This window comes from Clostridium sp. 10cd*, assembly GCF_044336395.1.
GTDB classification, from domain to species: domain Bacteria; phylum Bacillota_I; class Bacilli_A; order Erysipelotrichales; family Erysipelotrichaceae; genus Clostridium_AQ; species Clostridium_AQ innocuum.
In genome coordinates, this window is the sequence record NZ_CP172347.1 from 3,693,097 (window position 1) to 3,713,356 (window position 20,260).

Annotated in this window: 20 protein-coding genes and 3 tRNA genes; 7 read left to right on the plus strand and 16 right to left on the minus strand. The window is 43.6% G+C overall.

The annotated features are described in order from the left end of the window. Positions 1-5: 5 nt before the first annotated feature. Positions 6-1,031 carry an aspartate-semialdehyde dehydrogenase gene (locus ACG3M1_RS18375; RefSeq protein ID WP_008818740.1) on the plus strand — a complete coding sequence of 342 codons (1,026 nt, stop codon included), beginning with the start codon at positions 6-8 and terminating at the stop codon, positions 1,029-1,031. Between the two features lie 218 nt (positions 1,032-1,249). Here the strand turns inward: ACG3M1_RS18375 and ACG3M1_RS18380 are convergent, their stop codons facing one another. The 4 genes from ACG3M1_RS18380 to ACG3M1_RS18395 all read right to left on the minus strand — a co-directional run bounded on the left by ACG3M1_RS18380 (position 1,250) and on the right by ACG3M1_RS18395 (position 3,303). Continuing rightward, entirely contained in the window at positions 1,250-1,447 is a 198-nt protein-coding gene (locus ACG3M1_RS18380; RefSeq protein ID WP_021420062.1) for a hypothetical protein, read from the minus strand. 45 nt (positions 1,448-1,492) lie between these two features. After that, on the minus strand, positions 1,493-1,903 hold the full coding sequence (locus ACG3M1_RS18385) for an esterase/lipase family protein (protein ID WP_009588814.1): 411 nt from the start codon (positions 1,901-1,903) through the stop codon (positions 1,493-1,495). 13 nt (positions 1,904-1,916) lie between these two features. Beyond that, positions 1,917-2,678, minus strand: coding sequence for an MBL fold metallo-hydrolase (locus ACG3M1_RS18390; RefSeq protein WP_242410404.1), 762 nt, complete (start codon positions 2,676-2,678; stop codon positions 1,917-1,919). A gap of 268 nt (positions 2,679-2,946) precedes the next feature. Then, positions 2,947-3,303 carry a hypothetical protein gene (locus ACG3M1_RS18395; protein ID WP_002607741.1) on the minus strand — a complete coding sequence of 119 codons (357 nt, stop codon included), beginning with the start codon at positions 3,301-3,303 and terminating at the stop codon, positions 2,947-2,949. Between the two features lie 254 nt (positions 3,304-3,557). Here ACG3M1_RS18395 and ACG3M1_RS18400 point away from each other — a divergent pair. Next, positions 3,558-3,643 (plus strand) — tRNA-Leu (locus ACG3M1_RS18400). A 227-nt stretch (positions 3,644-3,870) separates the two neighbouring features. Here ACG3M1_RS18400 and ACG3M1_RS18405 read toward each other — a convergent pair. From ACG3M1_RS18405 to ACG3M1_RS18450, 10 genes are all read right to left on the minus strand, one after another. Then, on the minus strand, positions 3,871-4,659 hold the full coding sequence (locus ACG3M1_RS18405; protein WP_008818736.1) for a class I SAM-dependent methyltransferase: 789 nt from the start codon (positions 4,657-4,659) through the stop codon (positions 3,871-3,873). Positions 4,660-5,249: 590 nt separating this feature from the next. Continuing rightward, entirely contained in the window at positions 5,250-6,014 is a 765-nt protein-coding gene (locus ACG3M1_RS18410; protein WP_008818735.1) for an ABC transporter permease, read from the minus strand. Further along, entirely contained in the window at positions 6,011-6,922 is a 912-nt protein-coding gene (locus ACG3M1_RS18415; RefSeq protein ID WP_008818734.1) for an ABC transporter ATP-binding protein, read from the minus strand. The genes ACG3M1_RS18410 and ACG3M1_RS18415 overlap by 4 nt, the downstream gene beginning before the upstream one ends. A gap of 2 nt (positions 6,923-6,924) precedes the next feature. After that, entirely contained in the window at positions 6,925-7,125 is a 201-nt protein-coding gene (locus tag ACG3M1_RS18420) for a PLD nuclease N-terminal domain-containing protein (protein ID WP_008818733.1), read from the minus strand. Further along, positions 7,125-8,228 carry a helix-turn-helix domain-containing protein gene (locus ACG3M1_RS18425; RefSeq protein ID WP_009270487.1) on the minus strand — a complete coding sequence of 368 codons (1,104 nt, stop codon included), beginning with the start codon at positions 8,226-8,228 and terminating at the stop codon, positions 7,125-7,127. The genes ACG3M1_RS18420 and ACG3M1_RS18425 overlap by 1 nt, the downstream gene beginning before the upstream one ends. Positions 8,229-8,748: 520 nt before the next feature. Then, on the minus strand, positions 8,749-9,531 hold the full coding sequence (locus ACG3M1_RS18430) for a glycoside hydrolase family 1 protein (RefSeq protein WP_008818731.1): 783 nt from the start codon (positions 9,529-9,531) through the stop codon (positions 8,749-8,751). Between the two features lie 202 nt (positions 9,532-9,733). Next, positions 9,734-9,819 (minus strand) — tRNA-Leu (locus tag ACG3M1_RS18435). 194 nt (positions 9,820-10,013) lie between these two features. Then, a tRNA-Leu gene (locus tag ACG3M1_RS18440) sits at positions 10,014-10,099 on the minus strand. Positions 10,100-10,674: 575 nt separating this feature from the next. Next, positions 10,675-11,697 (minus strand): aldose epimerase, encoded by a 1,023-nt coding sequence (locus ACG3M1_RS18445; RefSeq protein WP_161129373.1) that lies wholly within the window; start codon positions 11,695-11,697, stop codon positions 10,675-10,677. Between the two features lie 284 nt (positions 11,698-11,981). Next, positions 11,982-13,151, minus strand: coding sequence for a galactokinase (locus ACG3M1_RS18450; RefSeq protein WP_395814393.1), 1,170 nt, complete (start codon positions 13,149-13,151; stop codon positions 11,982-11,984). Between the two features lie 420 nt (positions 13,152-13,571). Here ACG3M1_RS18450 and ACG3M1_RS18455 point away from each other — a divergent pair, with 420 nt between their 5' ends. Then, positions 13,572-14,465, plus strand: coding sequence for a helix-turn-helix transcriptional regulator (locus ACG3M1_RS18455; RefSeq protein WP_008818728.1), 894 nt, complete (start codon positions 13,572-13,574; stop codon positions 14,463-14,465). Between the two features lie 85 nt (positions 14,466-14,550). Here ACG3M1_RS18455 and ACG3M1_RS18460 read toward each other — a convergent pair whose 3' ends face one another. Both ACG3M1_RS18460 and ACG3M1_RS18465 read right to left on the minus strand, forming a co-directional pair. Beyond that, positions 14,551-16,071 (minus strand): BglG family transcription antiterminator, encoded by a 1,521-nt coding sequence (locus ACG3M1_RS18460; RefSeq protein ID WP_008818727.1) that lies wholly within the window; start codon positions 16,069-16,071, stop codon positions 14,551-14,553. Then, positions 16,038-16,496 (minus strand): HTH domain-containing protein, encoded by a 459-nt coding sequence (locus ACG3M1_RS18465; protein ID WP_008818726.1) that lies wholly within the window; start codon positions 16,494-16,496, stop codon positions 16,038-16,040. Before ACG3M1_RS18465 ends, ACG3M1_RS18460 begins: the two co-directional genes overlap by 34 nt. 206 nt (positions 16,497-16,702) lie before the next feature. On the opposite strand from ACG3M1_RS18465, the gene ACG3M1_RS18470 reads away from it, so the two are divergent. The 4 genes from ACG3M1_RS18470 to ACG3M1_RS18485 all read left to right on the plus strand — a co-directional run bounded on the left by ACG3M1_RS18470 (position 16,703) and on the right by ACG3M1_RS18485 (position 20,258). Then, entirely contained in the window at positions 16,703-17,014 is a 312-nt protein-coding gene (locus ACG3M1_RS18470) for a PTS sugar transporter subunit IIB (protein ID WP_008818725.1), read from the plus strand. A gap of 111 nt (positions 17,015-17,125) precedes the next feature. After that, a complete protein-coding gene (locus tag ACG3M1_RS18475; RefSeq protein ID WP_154410725.1) occupies positions 17,126-18,367 on the plus strand; it encodes a PTS sugar transporter subunit IIC in 1,242 nt (413 codons plus the stop codon). A 27-nt stretch (positions 18,368-18,394) separates the two neighbouring features. After that, positions 18,395-18,721, plus strand: coding sequence for a PTS lactose/cellobiose transporter subunit IIA (locus ACG3M1_RS18480; RefSeq protein WP_008818723.1), 327 nt, complete (start codon positions 18,395-18,397; stop codon positions 18,719-18,721). Between the two features lie 91 nt (positions 18,722-18,812). Further along, entirely contained in the window at positions 18,813-20,258 is a 1,446-nt protein-coding gene (locus ACG3M1_RS18485) for a glycoside hydrolase family 1 protein (RefSeq protein WP_008818722.1), read from the plus strand. Positions 20,259-20,260 lie beyond the last annotated feature (2 nt).

Sequence of the window (20,260 nt, forward strand, 5' to 3'; positions counted from 1 at the left end):
GTGAAATGAAAACATACAAGGTCGCAATACTCGGTGCCACCGGTGCTGTAGGTCAGGAAATGATAAAGATTTTAATGGAGCGCAGCTTCCCAATCCGTGAGCTGCATCTTTTGGCAAGTGCAAGAAGTGCAGGGAAGAAGCTTACCATTGCCGATAAGGAGTATATCGTTGAGGAAACGACAGAAAACAGCTTCGATGGCATGGATATCGTTTTAGGAGCTGCAGAAAATGATATTGCCGAAAAATATCTTCCGATTGCCGCAGAAAAAGGAGCGGTAGTTGTGGATAACAGCTCAGCTTTCCGTCTGGATGAGCAGGTACCGCTGATTATTCCGGAGGTGAATCCGCAGGCAGTACGTGAGCATCACGGCATCATTGCCAATCCAAACTGTGCAACGATTATCGCACTGGTTGCGCTGCAGCCGCTGCATGCATATGCAAATGCAAAGCGTATGGTCGTTTCCACATATCAGGCTGTCAGCGGTGCAGGCGTCAATGGAATACGTGAGCTGAATCAGCAGGTGGGTGCGCTGGCACATGGCAAGGAGATAGCAGTCAATACCTTCCAGTATCAGATTGCCTATAATCTCATTCCACAGATTGGCGGCTTCAACGAGGCCGGATACTCCAGCGAGGAAATGAAAATGCAGAACGAAGGACGCAAGATTATGAGTAATCCTGAGCTTTGTGTAAACTGTACCTGTGTGCGTGTTCCTGTGATTCGTTCCCATTCCGAATCTATCATGGTGGAGTTTGAGAAGGAAATCAGCGTGGAAAAGGCAAGGGAGCTGCTGCAGGGGGCACCGGGTGTCAAACTGGTGGATGAGCCGCAGAAGCAGGTATATCCGATGCCGCTGGATACCACTGATCAGGATCTGGTGTTTGTCGGTCGTATTCGTGAGGATATGAGCGGACATGCGAATGCATTAAGCTTCTGGTGCTGTGGAGATCAGGTTCGCAAGGGGGCCGCTACCAATGCGGTTCAGATTGCTGAGCTTGTCATTCAGGAAAAGGAAAAGCAGCAGGAATAAAGGAAAACTGTTCCTACTGATATGTAAAGCCGCAATAAAAATCTCAAATTCTTCCGTACACTGTGACAGAATTTGAGATTTTTTTGTTCGGCATTCCCCTGTACTTGTTCTTATAGGAAGGCTTCCTTCCATTCGCATTTTCGTATTTACCATGCGGTAAATATACGAAGCGGTATGCATGCAGTATCCATTGCTCTATACGTGCAATTCAATCGCCATCAACCTGCGGGTTTATCCGTTGCCGCATACAGGATGTTCTCTATACAGCGGTATGTGTCCTCGCATTGTTCCAGCATCGGCATGTGACAGGCATTTCTTATAAAATGAAACTGCAGCCGATTTACTGTTTCCCAATGTAGATTCAAATCCTGAATCCGATCGGCATACTCACAGATTCCGCGATCTCCATAGATCATATGTATCGGTACGGTAATATCCGTCAGCGGACTGTAATCAAACTGCTACTGCAGCTGCTTCGCCAGTGTATCCTGATACCATACGGCTTCCTTTGCCATCTCCTTTTGCAGCTTAGCACCCAGTGTTGTCATACTCTGCTTCATAACGAGATTACGATAAAAGGGCTCTGCCGGACATAAATTGCTCTCTATGCAAATAACGCATTTCACCGGCACACCAACATCATGTACCAGCTGCAGGGCAAGGATTCCGCCCATGCTGTGTCCGATTATAACATCAATATCCCTGGGAAGCTGTGACGCAATCCAGGAAGCCAAATCCATCACCTGAACTGCCTGTGACGTAACCTCATGCGGATACTCCATAAATAGCAAATCATGTTCTTTCAGGCAGGAAGCTGCCTGTTTCCAAAGCTTGGATGTACAATACAAGCCCTGTAGCATCAATATTCTCATGTTCCTTTTTCTCCTATAGACGAATGGAGAAATTTTCATATCGAAATTCCCCGCTGCCATGCCGAAGCAGACCTTTTTCCTGCAGTTCCTGCCATGCCTGTGCTGTCTCCTGAATCAGTGAAGGCCCCACTTCGATTGTATAATGGGCAGGCAGCAGGCGCTGAAGCGCTAGCGTTTGCAGCCTTTGTACCGATAGCAGGTATGCCTGTGGATCAGTGGACGGATAATCACAGTACAGAACTCCTTTATAGATAAGATCCCCGCAGTACAGCCATTCCCGTTCCAAATCAAAAAAACACATATGTCCAGGAGAATGCCCTGGTGTATGCAGGACACGAATATGACGACCGCCAAGATTCACGATATCCCCATCTCCTACAATGCCTGCATGCCCCTGCCATACAGTATAGGCGTTCAAATGAAAGTCCCCTGGAAAAGAACAGGGCTCTTTCATCAGCTGCTGCTTCACCACACCAAGCGGCAGTGGAAATTTTCCATTCAGCCAGGAATACTCCCGTTCATGAACCAGTACATCAGTATAGCTGCCATGGCTGCCGATATGGTCCCAATGCACATGGGTAGCAATTACAGTTACCGGTAATGCAGTCAGCTGATCTGTTATTTTGCGGATATCCGCGACTCCCAGACCACTGTCAATCAGCAAAGCCCTCTGCTTTCCGAGCAGCAGATAACAATTAGTTTTTTCATAATGCTTATGCTCTGAAATCACATAGGTTGTATCATCCAGCATTTCAACCTGAAACCAGTCCTTCATATATACACCTCCGCTTCCCATTCAGTATAACACTTACAGCATCAGCCGTAAAGCAAGGATCCTTTCACCTTTCTGTTTCCAGCTTGAAATAAATTTCGCATGTAACTGTAAACAGCAATATACAAAAGGAATCCATCAGCTGACAGAATATTTTCTACATTATGATGTGAGTCACCTCAGAAAGTAGAATAGAATAGTAAAAAAACCTGTATCCAGAAAACCGATATAGTTTCGGCATCCGTTTTACAGGCTACAGCTTTGCTTGATATCAGGCATTCTTCATTTCGTTTGCTACGGGCTCTGAAACAAACTCTTCTGCTTCCTCTTCCACCTCTTCTTCGATTACATCCTCAATACACAGACGAAGTGTACTTGTCAGATCATTGATTTTCTTCAGAACCTCACCGATTCCATAGGCCAAAAAAGCGAAGCCAAAGTAAGGTACACAGCCGGTGAAATACAAATTGAGAATATCTGTCAGCTGCAGTGTATATGTTGTTTTATAGCTTTCCACCGTCAGATACGCCTGATAGATTTCAAAAGCGGCAATTGCCAGGAAGATAACAGAGGCCACATAAAAGACGATACTTGCCTTGGAGATTTTCATTTCTTTTTTCGTTTTCATGATTTCAACCTTTCTTTACGTGTCCCTATTATCTACTATAAATGTGTGAATAATATGTGTACTATGTGAATTTTTGAAGAATTTTTCAGGTAAGCGTTCCCACCTATCATCAACGGATTCACTCTATGGTATCCCTGATTGTATCGTATTTCCTCAGTGAACCATACCGTTACTGATACAATTCTCTTATTTTTTTCAAAAACATCTGGATTATTCATGAAAAATATAGTATGATAAATAGGCATTTAGGAAACGCAGACGTGGTGGAATGGCAGACACGCTACTTTGAGGGGGTAGTGAGCGTATGCTCGTGTGAGTTCAAATCTCATCGTCTGCACCATTTTGATAAATAAGCCGGTAAATATCGGCTTTTTTATATGGTTCATAGTATGCAGATCATTATATTCGCTCTGTTTGAGACTGCTGCTGCCTTTTATATGAATAAAAATCAGGCATCGGTCTCAGTATCCCAGATCAACAGCCTGATTTTCAAACGCATTCGGGTATCTTCCCCGTTTCTTATTTTATTATATTTTCTGAACTCAAGACTAAGCTAGCGTCATATGTTTATACTTTCTCAGCCATGAGCAGCATGGATAACGGCAAGCCCATTGCATCATATACATCCGACAGTCCGATATCATAATCATATTCATTCAGCAGCTTTACACTCATACCGCTTTGTATGGTGCTGTTCACAAGCTCTGAAATGGAGTGTGAAAAGCTTGTGAATGTCTTAGATGCATAATCTCCGGAAATATACCCCATCCCATTGTTTTCAATCCATGGCTTAGCTGTGAAATATTTATGCTCCAGCAGCCTGACGACATCATCGCAATAGCAGTCCTCCCCCGGCAGAGGAAGCATATTCATAAGTGGATGAAAATCATGAATCAGCATAATGCCCTTCGGCTTTAGACAGTCGGACACCACCTGAAAAAGTGCGTTTACATCCTGAAACCAGGTAATTGCACCGATCGTAAACAGGATCACATCGAATTTCTGATGATATTCGCATCCTATATCCAGAATATTCATAGCGGAAAAGCTACATGGTACATGCAGCTGCTTTGCATGCATTTGCCCCTGTGCAATCAGATTTTCTGCAATATCAAAGCCGGTACCGACTGCCCCATAGTGACTGCTGATGGACAGCAGCTCCCTGCCGTTGCTGCAGCAAAACTGCGCAACATGTTTTCCAGCAAGATTCAGTTGATCAAGCTCAGCCTGTAACGAAGGCTGAATGTAATAAGCGGATGATGCCTGGAGGTTTTCAACGACTGCATCTCCCCAGCCATTGATTCTATTGTCGAACGCTTCCTCCCACGCTTCCTTGTTCTTTTCTATATAGCTCATGTTTTCTCTGTACTCTCTTTCCTATCATTATATTCATCTTATTTAGCCTCCTTTCCCAGTATGCAAGCATAACTGATTCCTTAAATTATATCATAAATCTGGAGCATACAGCCTGGTTTTCATAATTAGAGCTATAGCTGCAAACTCACCATACCTTCTATAATTTTATGCGTGTGATATAATTTTCTGAAATTTCTGCATGGAACTGGTGTTTTGCCAATACTGCAGCCCTTTCTGAACATAGGATAAAGTAGAAAACAGAGAAATCTGTTTTCTGAAGCTGCAGTGATAATTTCATTCCATGTTCATTCCTCATCCTGAATGATCGTTTTACCAAATCGTCTCCTCCCCTTATCATCGGATCAATTACGATTCGGGATTTCATCATTGATTCTACTCTTTCCCTTTCCAGAAGAAAAAGAATCCTAAACAAGAAAAATTCCTACTCCCTTATGGGGTAATCCAAAATTAGGAGAATTCAACACGAATGTATTTATCAATAGCATTTGCATCCTCCTACTTGCAAACACCCTGGAGTAAGAAAGAACAAAGGAAAAGCAGCCACTGTGAATAAGTGACTGCCTTTTCAATTATAGACTTTTGCGACGAAATATAATAACTGCCGCTGCCAGCTGAAGCAGGGTAGCAGTAACTGCACAGACTGCAGGCTTCAGAAATTCCTGCATCGTGATGCCATCGGTAAGATAAGACTGGTACTGTGACAAAAACACAAAGGGTGAATAATCTGCCACCGCAGCAAACATCGTTATCAGCACACAGAGCAGAAACAGGCAGCCGGCACACAGCAGACTTCCGGAAACAGTCCCCTTATACACGCCCCCCAGAATCATAGAGGCTGTCATCATCAAACCAAACAGCCATACCCCAGTCACAAGCGGAAACAGATGCGGCACGAGAGAGCTTTCCCAGAATACGAAATTGTACAGAAAGGTAATCAGGAATGAGCATCCCAGAGACAATGTCCACAAGCATGATATGGAAATAAATTTTGCGGCAAGAACGCTGTTGCGGGGCATCCCTTTTGCCAGCAGCGGTATCAGAACCCCCTTTCCGATTTCATTCGCCATTGAGGATGAGCACATAATAATGATTGCTATCAAGCCGATCTGCGCCGTATTTTTGAAGAACTGGAGCCAGGAATCAAGTACGACAGGCTGTGGAATCTCCATATGCATACCCTCCGGCAGAAATCCTGCGACCAGCTCCGGTAAATAACGTGCACTGACTGGATTCATAAATCCCAGTGCTGCAAATACAATCAATAATATGACAAGCTTATAGGAACGTACTGCCTCTAGCAGCTCCTTTTTCATAAACGCTGTGAATCCCTTCATTTTGTCACCTCCAGAAAATACTGTTCCAGAGTCGGACGCATACGCTCCAGCCTCTGCAGCCGCAGCCCCTGCGCATTTACAATAGCTAAAACCTGCTGCTGTGTTTCCATATGATCCGGCAACTGCACTGCATACGGATGTGTCTGTTGTACGGCAATGCCCCGCTTTCGCAATGCTTCCAGCAACAGCGAGCACTCCTCCTCACATTCAGTTTCCACATAAAGCGATGCAGTTCCCTTCATCTGCAGCAGCTCATGTAAATTTCCGCTTACGGCGATCTTTCCCTCATGCAGAATGGCGATGGAATCACAAATGCTTTCCACATCACTCAGGATATGTGTGGAAAACAATACCGTCGTTTTCTCTTTTGCCTTTTCCAGTATTGTCAGAATCTCCTTGCGACCCTGCGGATCCAGCGCCGATGTCGGCTCATCTGCTATCAGCAGCTTAGGCTCATTCAGCAGCCCCTGCGCAATCGCAAGGCGCTGCTTCATCCCTCTGGAAAACGTGGCACATCGTTTTTTTCCGGTCTCTGATAATCCCACCAGCTGTAAAAGCTCATCAATCCGTGTCTTTACCTTCTGCGCAGCAAGGCCGGATATCTCAGCACACAGCTGCAAATACTCCCATGCTGTCATAAAGCCGTAAAATTCAGGGACATCACTGACGTAGCCGATATAACGGTTCGTTCTGGTATTTCCAAAAACAACCGGCTCCTGCATAATATACAATTCCCCGGCATCCGCCTTTTCCAGACCGAGAATCGTTTTCATTGTCGTTGTTTTTCCCGCACCGTTTTTTCCTATAAACCCGAAGATACTGTGCTGCGGTACCGTTAAATCGATGCCCTGCAAAACCTTCTGCCTTCCGAAGGCTTTATGCAGGTTGCGTAGTGTTAATACATCCATTGCTACTGCTCCTCTCTGCCGATTACAAAATAGAGAATCGGCCCCAGAAACTGAAGAAACAAAATAACCGGTATCCAGATCCATTTGTTTCCAATCCTAACCTGTGGATGACGAATCAGATGAATCAATGCAAATATTGCCAGACCAAGCTCCAGCAGAATCAGCGGCAGTAATGCCGGCAGATATTCCATAAGTGTATCCATTATGCTCTCTCCTTTTCAGCCTTTAGCTTCTGCAAACAGGCCTGATAACGCGGTTCCCCCTTCAGAAAATCGAATACAGGCGGCTGCAGCTCCTGAATCAGCGAGTCCAGAATAACCCCGCCGTCTCTGGGAGCCTGTGTGCGCAGCTGTAAAGATTCCATCCAGGCTTCCACCTCTGTAAAATACGTATCTCTATGAATCTTCATATGGGCAAGATCGTAGCGGATAATCACGTCGATCAGCCGTTCCAGCATTCGCAGTGCGGACTCCTTATCCCTGCGCTGTGCATAGACCATGGCACAGGACATATAAACCATCGTGGAGGTGATGGTATGCAGTGCATCGATATGAAACAGCTTCAGCAATTCCAGCATACGGTGCATGGTCTCATCACACAGCTGCTCATCCTCTGTATTCATCATCATATAGTTGGCCATATCCTGTATTACGAACAACAGATGCTGATAGATGCAGATCTGAAAGATACGGCTGGATTGCTTTGGCTTTCCCAGCATCTGATAGCATGCCGCAATCATCTCGCTGTCCTGTGCGATCGGCTTTGCCTCTTCACCGAGAAGCTGCAATGCCTTTTGCGGCTGTCTGCTGGTAATCAAATAGGTTATTTTCAAAGAAATCGCATCCTTTACCAGACTGTTTTCCTCACTTTCCGCAATCACGCGGTCACACAGCTCCTCACTGCGCTTCATAACCAGTTCTGGTTTTTCATGCAGCATGTAGTGATTGAGATAAAGCCCTGCCATCTGGAGCAGGAAGGGAAAGCAGGAGTAATATTTGCGTATCAGCTCCTCACTGTGAGCATACGCATTGGCGCTGTCCCGGCTCCATTCAGCACTGAGCTGCAGATACAGCTTGTTTACAGCCTCCATACTCAGCTGCGGTTCATATCCGATCAGCTCATCCACACTGACATTAAACAAAGTGGCCAGCTGGGGCAGCAGCAGGATATCCGGCAGGGTCGTTTCGGTTTCCCACTTGGAAACACTGGATTTCGATACCCCCATATAGGCAGCCAGCTCTTCCTGCGTCATGTTCGCGTCTCTTCGCAGCGCGATAAGCTTTTTTCCAAGTCGAATCGTCGTCATTGTTCATTCCTTCTTTCTGCTTTTATTATATCGTTTCCCCGCAGAGTTACAATGGCATAAAACGCAACTTCAGGAAGAAATATTTCCCAGCAGGAAACAATATATGCCGGCAAAGCATACTTCTTAGTCTATTGGTTCATCTATATCAAATAGAATCCTTTCCAGACATATGCCATTCCCATTGACACATATGTGATCAGTCCTGAAATCATATAAGTATTACAAACGGCTCTCATAACATAAAAAAACAGCTTCTCAGGCTGAGGCTGCTTTACAGCTTTTATCTGAAGGTACAGATGTATTCTATGCTATGCATTTATGAGTGATGGATATAAAATATCCGTTTGCTTGGTCCTGTCTGAAAAAGGTTCAAGCAACTGAAAACACTACGTCCGGCTGATAACAGACAGACGCTTTCCAACACCTGCAAAAAAAGGGCACAAACGTATGATCGCGTCGTACCCTCCTCACAGCGTATTTATCCTCTAGTTAAGATAGGCGAATTCTGTTTTATAACGGCTTATAGCTCTTCCCCATTGGATGCAATCACTTTTTTATACCAGTAAAAGCTTTTCTTCGGTGTACGCTCATACGTACCGTTGCCATAATCATCCAAATCCACATATACAAAGCCGTATCGCTTGGAAAATTCTGATGTTGTCTGTGATACAAGATCAATCGGACACCATGCGGTAAATCCGAATACCTCTACCCCGTCACGAATTGCTTCCTTCACCTGTGTCAACTGCTTCTGCAGGAAATCAATTCGGTAATCATCGTGAACCATACCATCGGCTTCCACCTGATCATAGGCACCGAAGCCGCACTCGGAGATAAAGATCGGCAAATGATAACGGTCATACATGTGATTCAACGCAATACGCATACCGATTGGATCGATTGCCCAGTCCCACGCACTGTATTCCACATATTTGTTTTTCTCTGCCCCCATTAAATTGGAGGTATGCAGCTTTAAGGAATCACCGTTGTATCCTGATACAATACTGCTGTAATAGCTGAAGCTCATGAAATCAACAGTCCCCTTTTTCAATACCTCTTCATCTCCCTCCTGCATAGTAAGAACAACGTTATTCTGTTCAAAAAAGCGTTTCATATAGTATGGATATTCTCCCTTGCACTGCACATCCGGAAACAGTAAATCCATACCGGTATCAAAAAGCTGCTGCAGATTATCCTGTGGACTGCAGGTTTTCGGATAATACACCTGCTTGCTTTGCATATTCCCTACCTGCAATGTTTCATCAATTTCATGTGCTGCAAGAACACAGCGTTCTATTGTCATATTCTGCCGCAGGCATTTTCTTTCCCTCCTGCAGTATCTATATGGAATATTTGCAGGAGAGGAAAAGATACTGCCATGAGGAAAAGTAAGCTACAGCAACTACGGCTATATGTATATCCGATATACACGATACTGTGTATTTATTTACTATTATCCTATAAAACAAAAAAAGCGCTGATATAGAGCGCTTTTGTGCTTATCATGGTGCAGGAGAAGAGATTTGAACTCTCACGCGATTGCTCGCACTGCCGCCTGAAGACAGCGTGTCTGCCGTTCCACCACTCCTGCATGTTTTATGATGCTCAATTATAATACACTGAAAAAAATGATTTGTCTACCCCTAAATGGAAAAAAATCATTTTTTTACCTTACTTTCCCTGCAATGATTGCAAATGCTGGCAGGTATCCCATGTGTGCATGGAAGGACATATATTTTTCAAAACAAAAAAAAGACGCTGATATAGAGCGTCTGACTCAACAAATGGTGCAGGAGAAGAGATTTGAACTCTCACGCGATTGCTCGCACTGCCGCCTGAAGACAGCGTGTCTGCCGTTCCACCACTCCTGCATGATTGAGTGCCTTACAATAATACACTAAAATCTTTATTTTGTCTACCTTAAAAACATATTTTCCCTATGAAATTTCATTTCGTTTTTCCTTACTATGATGCCTCCCCCTTGTCTGCATCATCTTACCGGACGATTTTATATGCTTCATTACCATTTAAGCGCCAGTACCCTTTTAACCTGCGAATGCAATCACCATACGATAGCCGCTTATTCTCCAGTTTCTGCGTGTCTTTTATACAAGAAGACCTGTCTGCTTTTCTTTTATGAATTACCTAAATATTCAGAAATTTCAAGGAAAGACATCAAAGAAGTTGACAGACCATGCAGTTTCACAGATTCTGTACAAAAGAACAGCCTGTGGAATGCAAGCTGTTCCATATTTATTGCGATAAAGCAAGTTGTTGAAGCATTCTTATGTTTCCTGCACGTTTTTCTTCTTCGCCAGTACTGCCTGTATGAGCATCTGCATTCAAAGAAAGCCCTATGCCTTGCTCTATATCTGCCCGATATTTTAAAGAAGGATACACGATATCTCTATTGCTTTCAAATTTTGATGCCGATGGTTGACCAGTTTTACATATGAGAAAAGGTATATACCGTTTTCTGCTTATACGGATGCCGTGCATCATAAAATGGATGCACTTCGGCATTCCTGATATTTACACCGTTTGGCAGGTCCTGTGTTTCCAGCGCCAGAGCGATAAATGCCTCTCCCCTTCGATGATGATTCAATACAAGATTCTCATCATCAAAATAATTTGCACTATACAAAACCAGAGAAGGCGCATCAGTAGTCATATCCAGACGTCTTCCACTTCCTGCATGATATAAGGTGATGCCGTTAGGCCCCAGCAAAAACGGCGTATCATATGCTCTGGTATATTGAAACTCGGGATGGCCAAGCTCGTAGCGCTTTTGTATCGGTGTCAGATTCCGGAAATCAAAGGCACTTCCGGCTCCAATTTTCTCTTTTTCAAACGGATGTCCATCCGGATGAATTTTCAGTTTTTCCACACTGTCAATACGCAGGTCATGCTGCAATATGGATTCCCGCAAATTTCCCGACAGATTGAAATACATATGGGAAGTCATATTCATCAGCGATTTCTGCGGAGGTGTACCGTGATATTCTATTATCAGATTGTTTCCACTGAGCCGATACCATATATCATAGCGGTAGGTACCCTGTGGAAATCCGTCCATGTCATGACGGCATTCCAGATGAAAATGCAGTGCCTGTTCCTCCTCTTCAACATGAAACAACTGTCTGGATATACCACCCGTACCACCATGCAGATGATGACAGCCGTTATTGATTGAAAGCTGATGAACGGTGTTCTCCATCGAATAGCTGCCATAGGCGATTCTTCCTGCCACCGGTGCGACGACTGCATTCAGATACGGCCCCTGCTGTCGCTCATAGTCCATGATATCGGAAAAAGCAGCGACCACATTCTCCATATTGCCGCTTCGATCCGAGGTTTTCAACTCCGTAATCACAGCACCGAAATTCAAGGCTGTCATATGTATAGCCTCATTCTGAATTGTATATGCATAAACAGCACCTTGTGAAAATTCTGCAACCTTTTTTTTCATGATTTACTCCATTTCTTTTTCGCATATTGCGCAGACACAAATATAAAAGGACAACGCAGTGATATCCATGTGCATATTGCTGCATTGCACCTTCCTACACAATCGAAGCAAACATACAGTTCATAGACCCGCAGCCTTCAGTACCTGTTTCAAATGATGTTCCATATATGCATGCAGCAAAGGATGTCCCCAGGAATACAGTCAGATGTTTCTAAAAACTTTCCACCCCGTTTTACAGGACATTGCATTCTGTACCATTCCTCAGCAAAACGTAATCTCAGCTTTCACAGCTCCGCCAGTTTCCCTGCACCGTCACCAATGGATGCGATATAGAAATCCGGTTCATATCCGATTGCCTGTGTATACTCTCTGCGCACTGCAGCTGTGAAGTCCTCAATATCATCATTTCTGACAATTGCAATCGCACAGCCTCCAAATCCTGCTCCTGTCATCCGTGCCCCGATTGTCCCTGACTGGTTCCATGCACTTTCCACAAGCGTATCCAGTTCTATCCCGGTAACCTCATAATCATCACGCAGGGAGATATTAGAGGCATTCATCAAAGCACCAAATTCTTCAATATCGTTTTTTTCCAATGCCGCTATCGCTTTTTTCACACGTATGTTTTCCAGCACAGCATGACGGGCACGCTTTCTTTCCACCGGACTGGTGATGATGTGCTGCACCTTCTCAAATTCCGTTTCCTTCAGATCACATAAATTTTTAATCTTCACAACCGTTTGGAGCTGGGAAAGCGCATGCTCACACTCAGCACGTCGTTCGTTATACTTGGAATCCGTCAGTCCGCGCTGCTTGTTGGTATTCATGATAACAATACTAGCCTGTTTTAGCTGAACGGGTGCATAGGTATATTCCAATGTGCCGGTATCCAGTGCGATCGCATGATCCTTTTTCCCCATTCCGATGATAAACTGATCCATGATACCACAGTTCATGCCGACAAACTGATTCTCTGCTTTTTGCGACAGCTTGATAATATCCAGCTTACTGATGGGAAGCTGAAAGGTTTCTTTCAGAATTGTTCCAGTCAGTACCTCCAGCGATGCACTGGAGGAAAGCCCTGCCCCGTTTGGTATGTTGCCTTCAATCAGTATGTTTAAACCACATGGAATTTCAAAGCCTTCCTGCTGCAGGAAGTACAGGACGCCTTTTACATAATTCGCCCAGTCATCCTTTTTATCATAGTGCAGCGTTTGCAATGCAACGTCAATAATCCCTTTCTCTTTAAAATTATTGGAAAATAAACGCATACAGGAATCTGTTCGTTTCGAGACAACTGCATAGGTACCAAACGTGATGGCACATGGGAACACCATGCCGCCGTTATAGTCTGTATGCTCTCCAATCAGATTTACACGTCCCGGGGAAAAGAACAATGCCTCACCCGGTACCTCGAATATATCTGTAAATTCTTTAATCAATCGTTTTTTCATGAAGTATCCTCCTGATTTAGTCCCTGCTCAGATATACAGCCTTTTATGAGCAGGCATAGTGCTTTTTTATTGCTGAGAGACTCGCAGCACCACACCTATCTTGAAGTGTGAACAGCTTGCGCATATCCATGCTTCTGCAGCCAACAACGGAATTGTATCTGTTTGACAACATGCGCTGACCTTAGCTTTCATCAAAAGATGACCGCCTTGTCAAATCTGTTACGCCTGCTGCTGTGCAAAAGCATGAAAACGGTTACTCCTCATATACATCATAAGCTTTCCTAACCGCACAGACCTTAACTATCTTGATAAAAAACAGCATTATTTTAAGAATATCCCCTTATTTTCGATAACAAATGCGCAAAAAACAGGATTTTATAGTATGATAGATTATAATCATAATCAATACCGGAGGCAGATATGCAGATTATAACGGATGAAACAAAAAAAGAAATAAAGGCACATGGAAGTCACACATTCCCTTTGCTGGTCAGCTATGAGAAAATAACCGCTTACGATTCCGGTTCTTTTCTCTGGCACTGGCACCCGGAAATTGAAATGACACTGATTACCAGCGGAGAAATGCTGTACAGAATCAATCATCAGGAATACCATGTCAAAAAAGGGGATGCTTTGTTCTGCAATGCAAATGCCCTGCATGCGGGTACCATGTATCATGAGCAGGATTGCACCTATATTTCCGTAACCTTCGATTCCAGACTTCTGTCCGGATTTGAAGGGAGTCTGATACACAGGAAATATGTGAAGCCGCTTGTGAATGACCTCTCCCTTTCCTCCTTCTGTTTTAACGGCAGTGCACCATGGCATTCTGCTATTACTGCCGCTATTCAGCACATTGCTCTATACGATGAGGAAAAAGCGGATGCCTATGAACTGGCAATCCTGATGGAGCTTTATACGATATTAGAAACACTGCATCTCCATATGCATCCTGCACGCAAGCTTTCAACCTCTGATATGCTGAATTACGATAGAATCCGTACCATTCTGCTGTATGTGGAAAACAATTACAACTGCGAGCTCACCCTGCATGATATTGCAGGTCAGATTCATGTCTGTAAAAACGAATGCTGCAGAATCTTTAAGAGCTATATGCATCAGTCTCTATTTGAGTTTATTCTGGAATTTCGAATTGAGAAAAGTATCGGCTTTCTCATGAACGGCTCTTATTCCGTTTCGGAAATTTCGCAGCTGTCCGGATTCAATGACTCCAACTATTTCTCACGGGCGTTTAAAAAGCAGAAGGGATGCTCCCCTCTGCAATACAGGAAAAAAATGAAAACACAAGGCTGAAGCCTTCTGCCTTGGTTCATGTTTCTGCTCCCTTGACCATGTCCAATAAAAGAAAGCCAGAACCGATTTTATAATATTCTTACTTCTACGGATATTTCTCCGGATGAATACTGCTGTAGATCATTTTTTCAAAATCCTGAAAACCCGTACAGCTTCGTATGAGCGGCATCATAGCCGGTTCACTGAACAGAGAAATCAGGGATTCATAAATACTTCTGAATTCCCGCTTATCTGCTTTGTTTATCGCCAGCAAAAAGATAATATACACCGTATTGGACCCCCACTGAATTCCGTTTTTTGATATCGCTACAGCAATGCTTGTCTTCATGGCATCCATTTCAACCGCATGTGGAATTGCTATCCCCCCAAACGCGGTTGTTGCGGCATTTTCCCTTCGGCACACGTTATCATAAAAATCAGAGTTTACATACTTCTTTTCTGTCAGTGCTGCACATAAAAGTTGCAGGATCTGTTCCCTTGATGCAGTTGCCGGCTCATACAGAAACAGGTCTTTTTCAAAAAAGGTATGAAAATCAACACATAGCTTCTGATTCTTTTCCTCCTCCAGCTCTTTTGAAATAACAGACTGTATCCGATCGAACTGTGATGTAAGATTGATCGGAGATATTTGCACCACCTTTGAATTTGCGTAATATGCGTGCTGTGTTAGCGGAATTGTCGAGAACACGATTGCAATTCTTTGCTCCCGCAGCTTTTCCCTGCATTGGGTTTCATCCGTCACAGAGCCGATCAGATTCAGCTGATTACCAAAATTCATCATCATGGTATTTAAGATTCCCGATGCCATATCATGATAATCCGGGCATATCAAAATCGCCGGTATTTTATATATGTTTGCTGACTGCCTCTCTATCTCAGCACCGATATGAATCGCAAGAAATGCAGTTTCATCCTCATTCACCATAAAATGATAACGATCCATCAAATCCAGTGCAATATAAATAGCAATATCAAATACGATCGGACTATTGTTCTTAATCGCCTGCGTCATCGGATTCTTTGTGGACCGCCCTGTTTTTGCACGAAAGATCAGATTTTTCAGATGCAGGGCAAACGGTGTGATAAAGGTGTTTGCAGAAAGATCAATCATATACAGATTATCAATCATACGGACATACTCTCTTGTCAAGGCAAGCACATCCTCACCTACAGCATTTTTTAATGCTGTACCGGATACATCCAATGAAAAATTGGCATTTGCGCGAAACAGCATATACAGCTCAAAGTATTCATAATCATTAAATGCAATACCGAACCTTTGTTCGATCTGCTGCCTCAGGCTGCTCAAAAAAGCTTCCTCCTGTGGTGAAGTAAACGTGAAATCCGTCTGTCCGGAATCCAGCTCCTTTCCATTCAGCTCCCGATCAATCATAATCAGAAGATGCAAAAGCAGATTCAAGGCGGCAAAATCATTTAAATAATACGTATATTTTTTAAATGTCTGATATATGATTGTCTGCAGCGCATCAATATCTATACTGTCAAAATTTTTGCGCAGTAAATCAAGATTGATATAGCTGTTTTTCGCCTCTTCATTGATTACATAACTCATCAGTCTGCGTTTATCCTTCTCACTTCCCTGCATATAGACACAGTCATTTTCACAGGGAATGCGACGTGATAGGCGGAAAAGATTTTATTCATTTTATAGATTACGGTTTTGACTGTGGAGTAGCTCACACAAAGCATATCGCTAAGATCAAATACATTCAATCCAGAATGGTGATGCAGCATGAGCTGTTTAATGATATAAAAGGAGCGCTCCTCCTGTGTCTGCGGAATCTTTTGATCATCAAGAGCAGCCAATAAGGAGGACACCGTATTGGTATGCAGCTCATAGCCGTTGCGTGAAGATGCGATTATACTTTTCCCATACAGTCCGTTTATCTCATGGACGTAATTTTTTATCGAGCGAGGAGTAACCTTAAGCGCATTTGCAAGCTCCTTCCCGCTCATCGGCCGGTTATGAATAGATAAAAAACGAATCATTTCCAATTGTTTCTTATTCATATGTAAAACCTCCTGCTCATTTATTTCATTATAACAATTCCAACAGAAATTACAACTTTGCTTCTTCCTGTAAGGGGAAATCACATATTTCCCCCTGAAGGAAACATTCATACCTTCCCTCCTTTCCCCGTAAAGGAAAAAGACAGGTTGATGAAATCTATCAAATTCCGCATAATGTAGGTGTCAAGAAAAACGGAGGTGAAAAAATGGAAACCTTGAAAATACTGCTTTGCTGTGGTGCCGGTATGTCCAGCGGCTTCTTAGCAAGCAGCGCCAGAAAAACAGCGAAAAAGAAAAAGCTGAACGTAACGATTGAAGCACGCAGTGCTTCTGAGGCAAACGAGCTGCTCTCCACCATTGATGTTCTGCTGATCGGTCCGCATTATGCAAAAGAAATCAATAAGTTTCAAGAGCTTGCAAATCCGCATGGTGTTGCAGTTGCGTTGATACCGGAAGACATTTACGGTTCTCTCGACGGTGAGCGCCTGATCGCTTTTGCACAGACTTTAAAGAATTAAAAAAGCTAAGAGGGCAATCTTAGCTTCATGAGAAATCGCTTTGCATTAGATTTCTTCAGAAACAGCATACATCGATTCTGAAGAAATAGCAATAAAAACAGGAGGAAAGTTATGAATACATTCATGAATTGGCTGGCAGATTCCTTTGTGCCAAAATCAAACAAGATATTAAGCAAGCCCTGGATTTCCGCATTGGGCTCCACTATGCAGAAGGTAATTCCATTCATTTTAACAGGCTCCGTAATATTTCTATACAATGTGCTTGTGTCCTTTTTTCCATCACTGCCGGATCTGGGGCCGATCAGTGATTTCAGCTTTGGCATCATCTCCCTGATCGTTGCCTTTACAATTGCGAATCAGTGTATGGAAAAGCTGGGACATCCGAGTTATATGATCAACGCAGGTATCGCTTCCATCGGTGTTTTCCTGATGGTCGCAATCCCGATTGGTGAGGATGCCGACAGCATTTCCGCTCTGATGAATCATGTAAGTGCCAGCGGTATTGCAGTTGCCATGATTACAGGTCTGTTTACCTCTATCATCTTTCACCTATGGGCAAAGCTGCAGTTTCTGAAGGACAGCAGTATTCCGGATTTTGTTTCTACCTGGATCAATACAGTTGTACCAAACCTCATTTCATTAGGTGTCATCATGATCATGGTCAAGCTTATGGAGGTAAATGTGTACGCTGCCATTATATCAATCTTTACACCATTGATACAAATCGGTCAGACACTGCCCGGTCTGGTACTCATGTGTTTTACTCTGGCTTTCTTCTACACCCTGGGTATTTCAAGCTGGACCTTCAACGCCATCACAACACCGATTCTCATGGCCGGTGTGCAGGCCAACCTGGAGCAGATTGCTGCAGGACAGGCGGCAACACATATCGTCAGCCATACGACCTTCTGGTCTATCAGCTTTATCACAATGGGCGGCGTCTGTGCAACGCTGGCGCTCAATGTCCTCATGTGCTTTTCAAAATCAAAGCAGCTGAAAATGCTGGGAAAAGTTTTCCTTGTCCCTTCCATCTTCAACATCAATGAGCCGTTAATGTATGGCGCAAAGGTTGTCTTCAATCCTCTGCTGATGATCCCTGCATGGATCAATGCGATTGTCGGACCAGTCTATGTCTGGGTGATTATGAGCCTGGGCTTACTCAACATCCCTGCACAAATGATGGAAATCGGACAGGTACCTGCACCAATTTCTTCTGTCCTTGCAACACAGGATATCCGTGCTGTCTTATGGTGGATCATTTTATTCCTCATTTATGGAATGATCTGGTATCCGTTTTTCAAGGTATATGAGAAACAGAAATTAAAAGAAGAAACGACAGCAGCTGTCGAATAACAATACATACAATACGGAGGACTTCTTATGAACGAACAAAACGAACTGCTTACAGCAGCCATGCAGATTATACTGCATGCTGGGAATGCCCGTAATGCTGCTGACGAAGCATTGGAGGAAGCAAAGCGCTTTAATTTTCAGGAGGCTGCTTCACATTTACAGAAAGCTGAGGAAGCGATCACACTGGCACATAAGTCACAAACGGATATCATTCAAAAGGAAGCCGGTGGATATGGCTATGAACCAAGCCTGTTATTTGCCCATGCGCAGGATACCCTGATGACGATTAAGTCGGAGCTGCATTTAAGCAGGCAGCTGATTGATGTATTAAAAATCATAAAGAATAATAAATAAAGAAGTTTGCAGAAAGCACATGAATTGCATCACATACAAAGGGGAGCAGAAAGGATGCCCCTCTTTTTAAAATAGAATAGGAGAACAGAGTATGATTATAAAGCAACATGATAGTCACGATAAGTTTTTGTGGGGCGGAGCAGTTGCCGCCTGCCAGATTGAGGGAGCCTACGATGTGGATGGAAGAGGCTTATCCACCTCCGATTTGCGAGCCTATGATCCGAATTTAAAACGTGCCGATATAAAAAAAGAAGGCGGTGATACCCTGGCCGGTATCAAAGCTGCCATGCTGGATAGCATTAGTTATTTTCCTAAGCGCTACGGAATCGACTTCTATCATACATATAAGCAGGACCTTGCCCTGTTAAAGGAGCTTGGCCTGCAGGCATTTCGTACAAGTATTTCCTGGAGCCGCATCTTTCCAAAGGGGGATGAAAAGGAACCAAATGAGAAGGGGCTGCAGTTTTACGATCAGCTGATCGATGAGATTATAAAAAATGGCATGGAGCCGATCATAACGATGAGCCATTATGATTTCCCAATCCATCTCGTTACAGAATATGGAGGCTTTGCGAACCGCAAGGTTATTGATTTTTTCGTAAATTATGCAGGTGTTCTACTTCGCCGTTACAAAGGTAAGGTAAAATACTGGATTGTTAGTAATCAGGTAAATCTGGTACCTGCAGTTCAATTCGGTTCTCTGGGCATTTACGAGGATCAAAGTGAGCATATGGAGGAGCTGATGTATCAGGCAGTGCATCATCAATTTGTTGCAGGTGCCAGAGTGATACAGCTGGCAAGAGAAGTCGATCCTGATGCACACATGGGAACAATGGTGGCAGATGGCACCTTTTATCCGGCTACCTGCAAGCCGCAGGATGTGATTCTGACCATGAAAAAAAATCGGATGCAGTATTATTTTACAGATGTTCAGCTCCGAGGCGAATATCCCGGATATGCCCTGCGTTATTTCAAAGATAACGATATCCACCTGAACATACAGGAGCAGGATAAAAAGCTGTTAAAAACCTATACGATGGATTTCTTGGCAGTATCCTATTATTATTCCAAAATCGTTGATTCCGATAAAAATACCATGAAACCCTTTGACGGGGAACAAAATCCCTTTCTGAAGCCGACACCATGGGAATGGCGTGCTGATCCGCTGGGTCTATATAACTGTCTTTCACAATACTGGGATCGTTATGAAAAGCCTTTGATGATAGCGGAAAACGGCTTGGGAGCCTTGGATGTTGTTGAAGAGGATGGAGGAATACACGATACATACCGTATTGAATACCTCCGTCAGCATATCATACAGGTACAGGAATGCAGAAAGGATGGTGTTGATATTCTGGCATATCTGAGCTGGGCACCGATTGATATGGTATCCTCATCCAGTGCGGAGATGAGTAAGCGCTATGGTTATATCTATGTGGATCTGGATGATTATGGTAAAGGAAGCGGGAAACGATTGAAAAAGGATTCCTTCTATTGGTATCAGCATGTCATTAAGACAAACGGTAAAGAGCTGTAAAT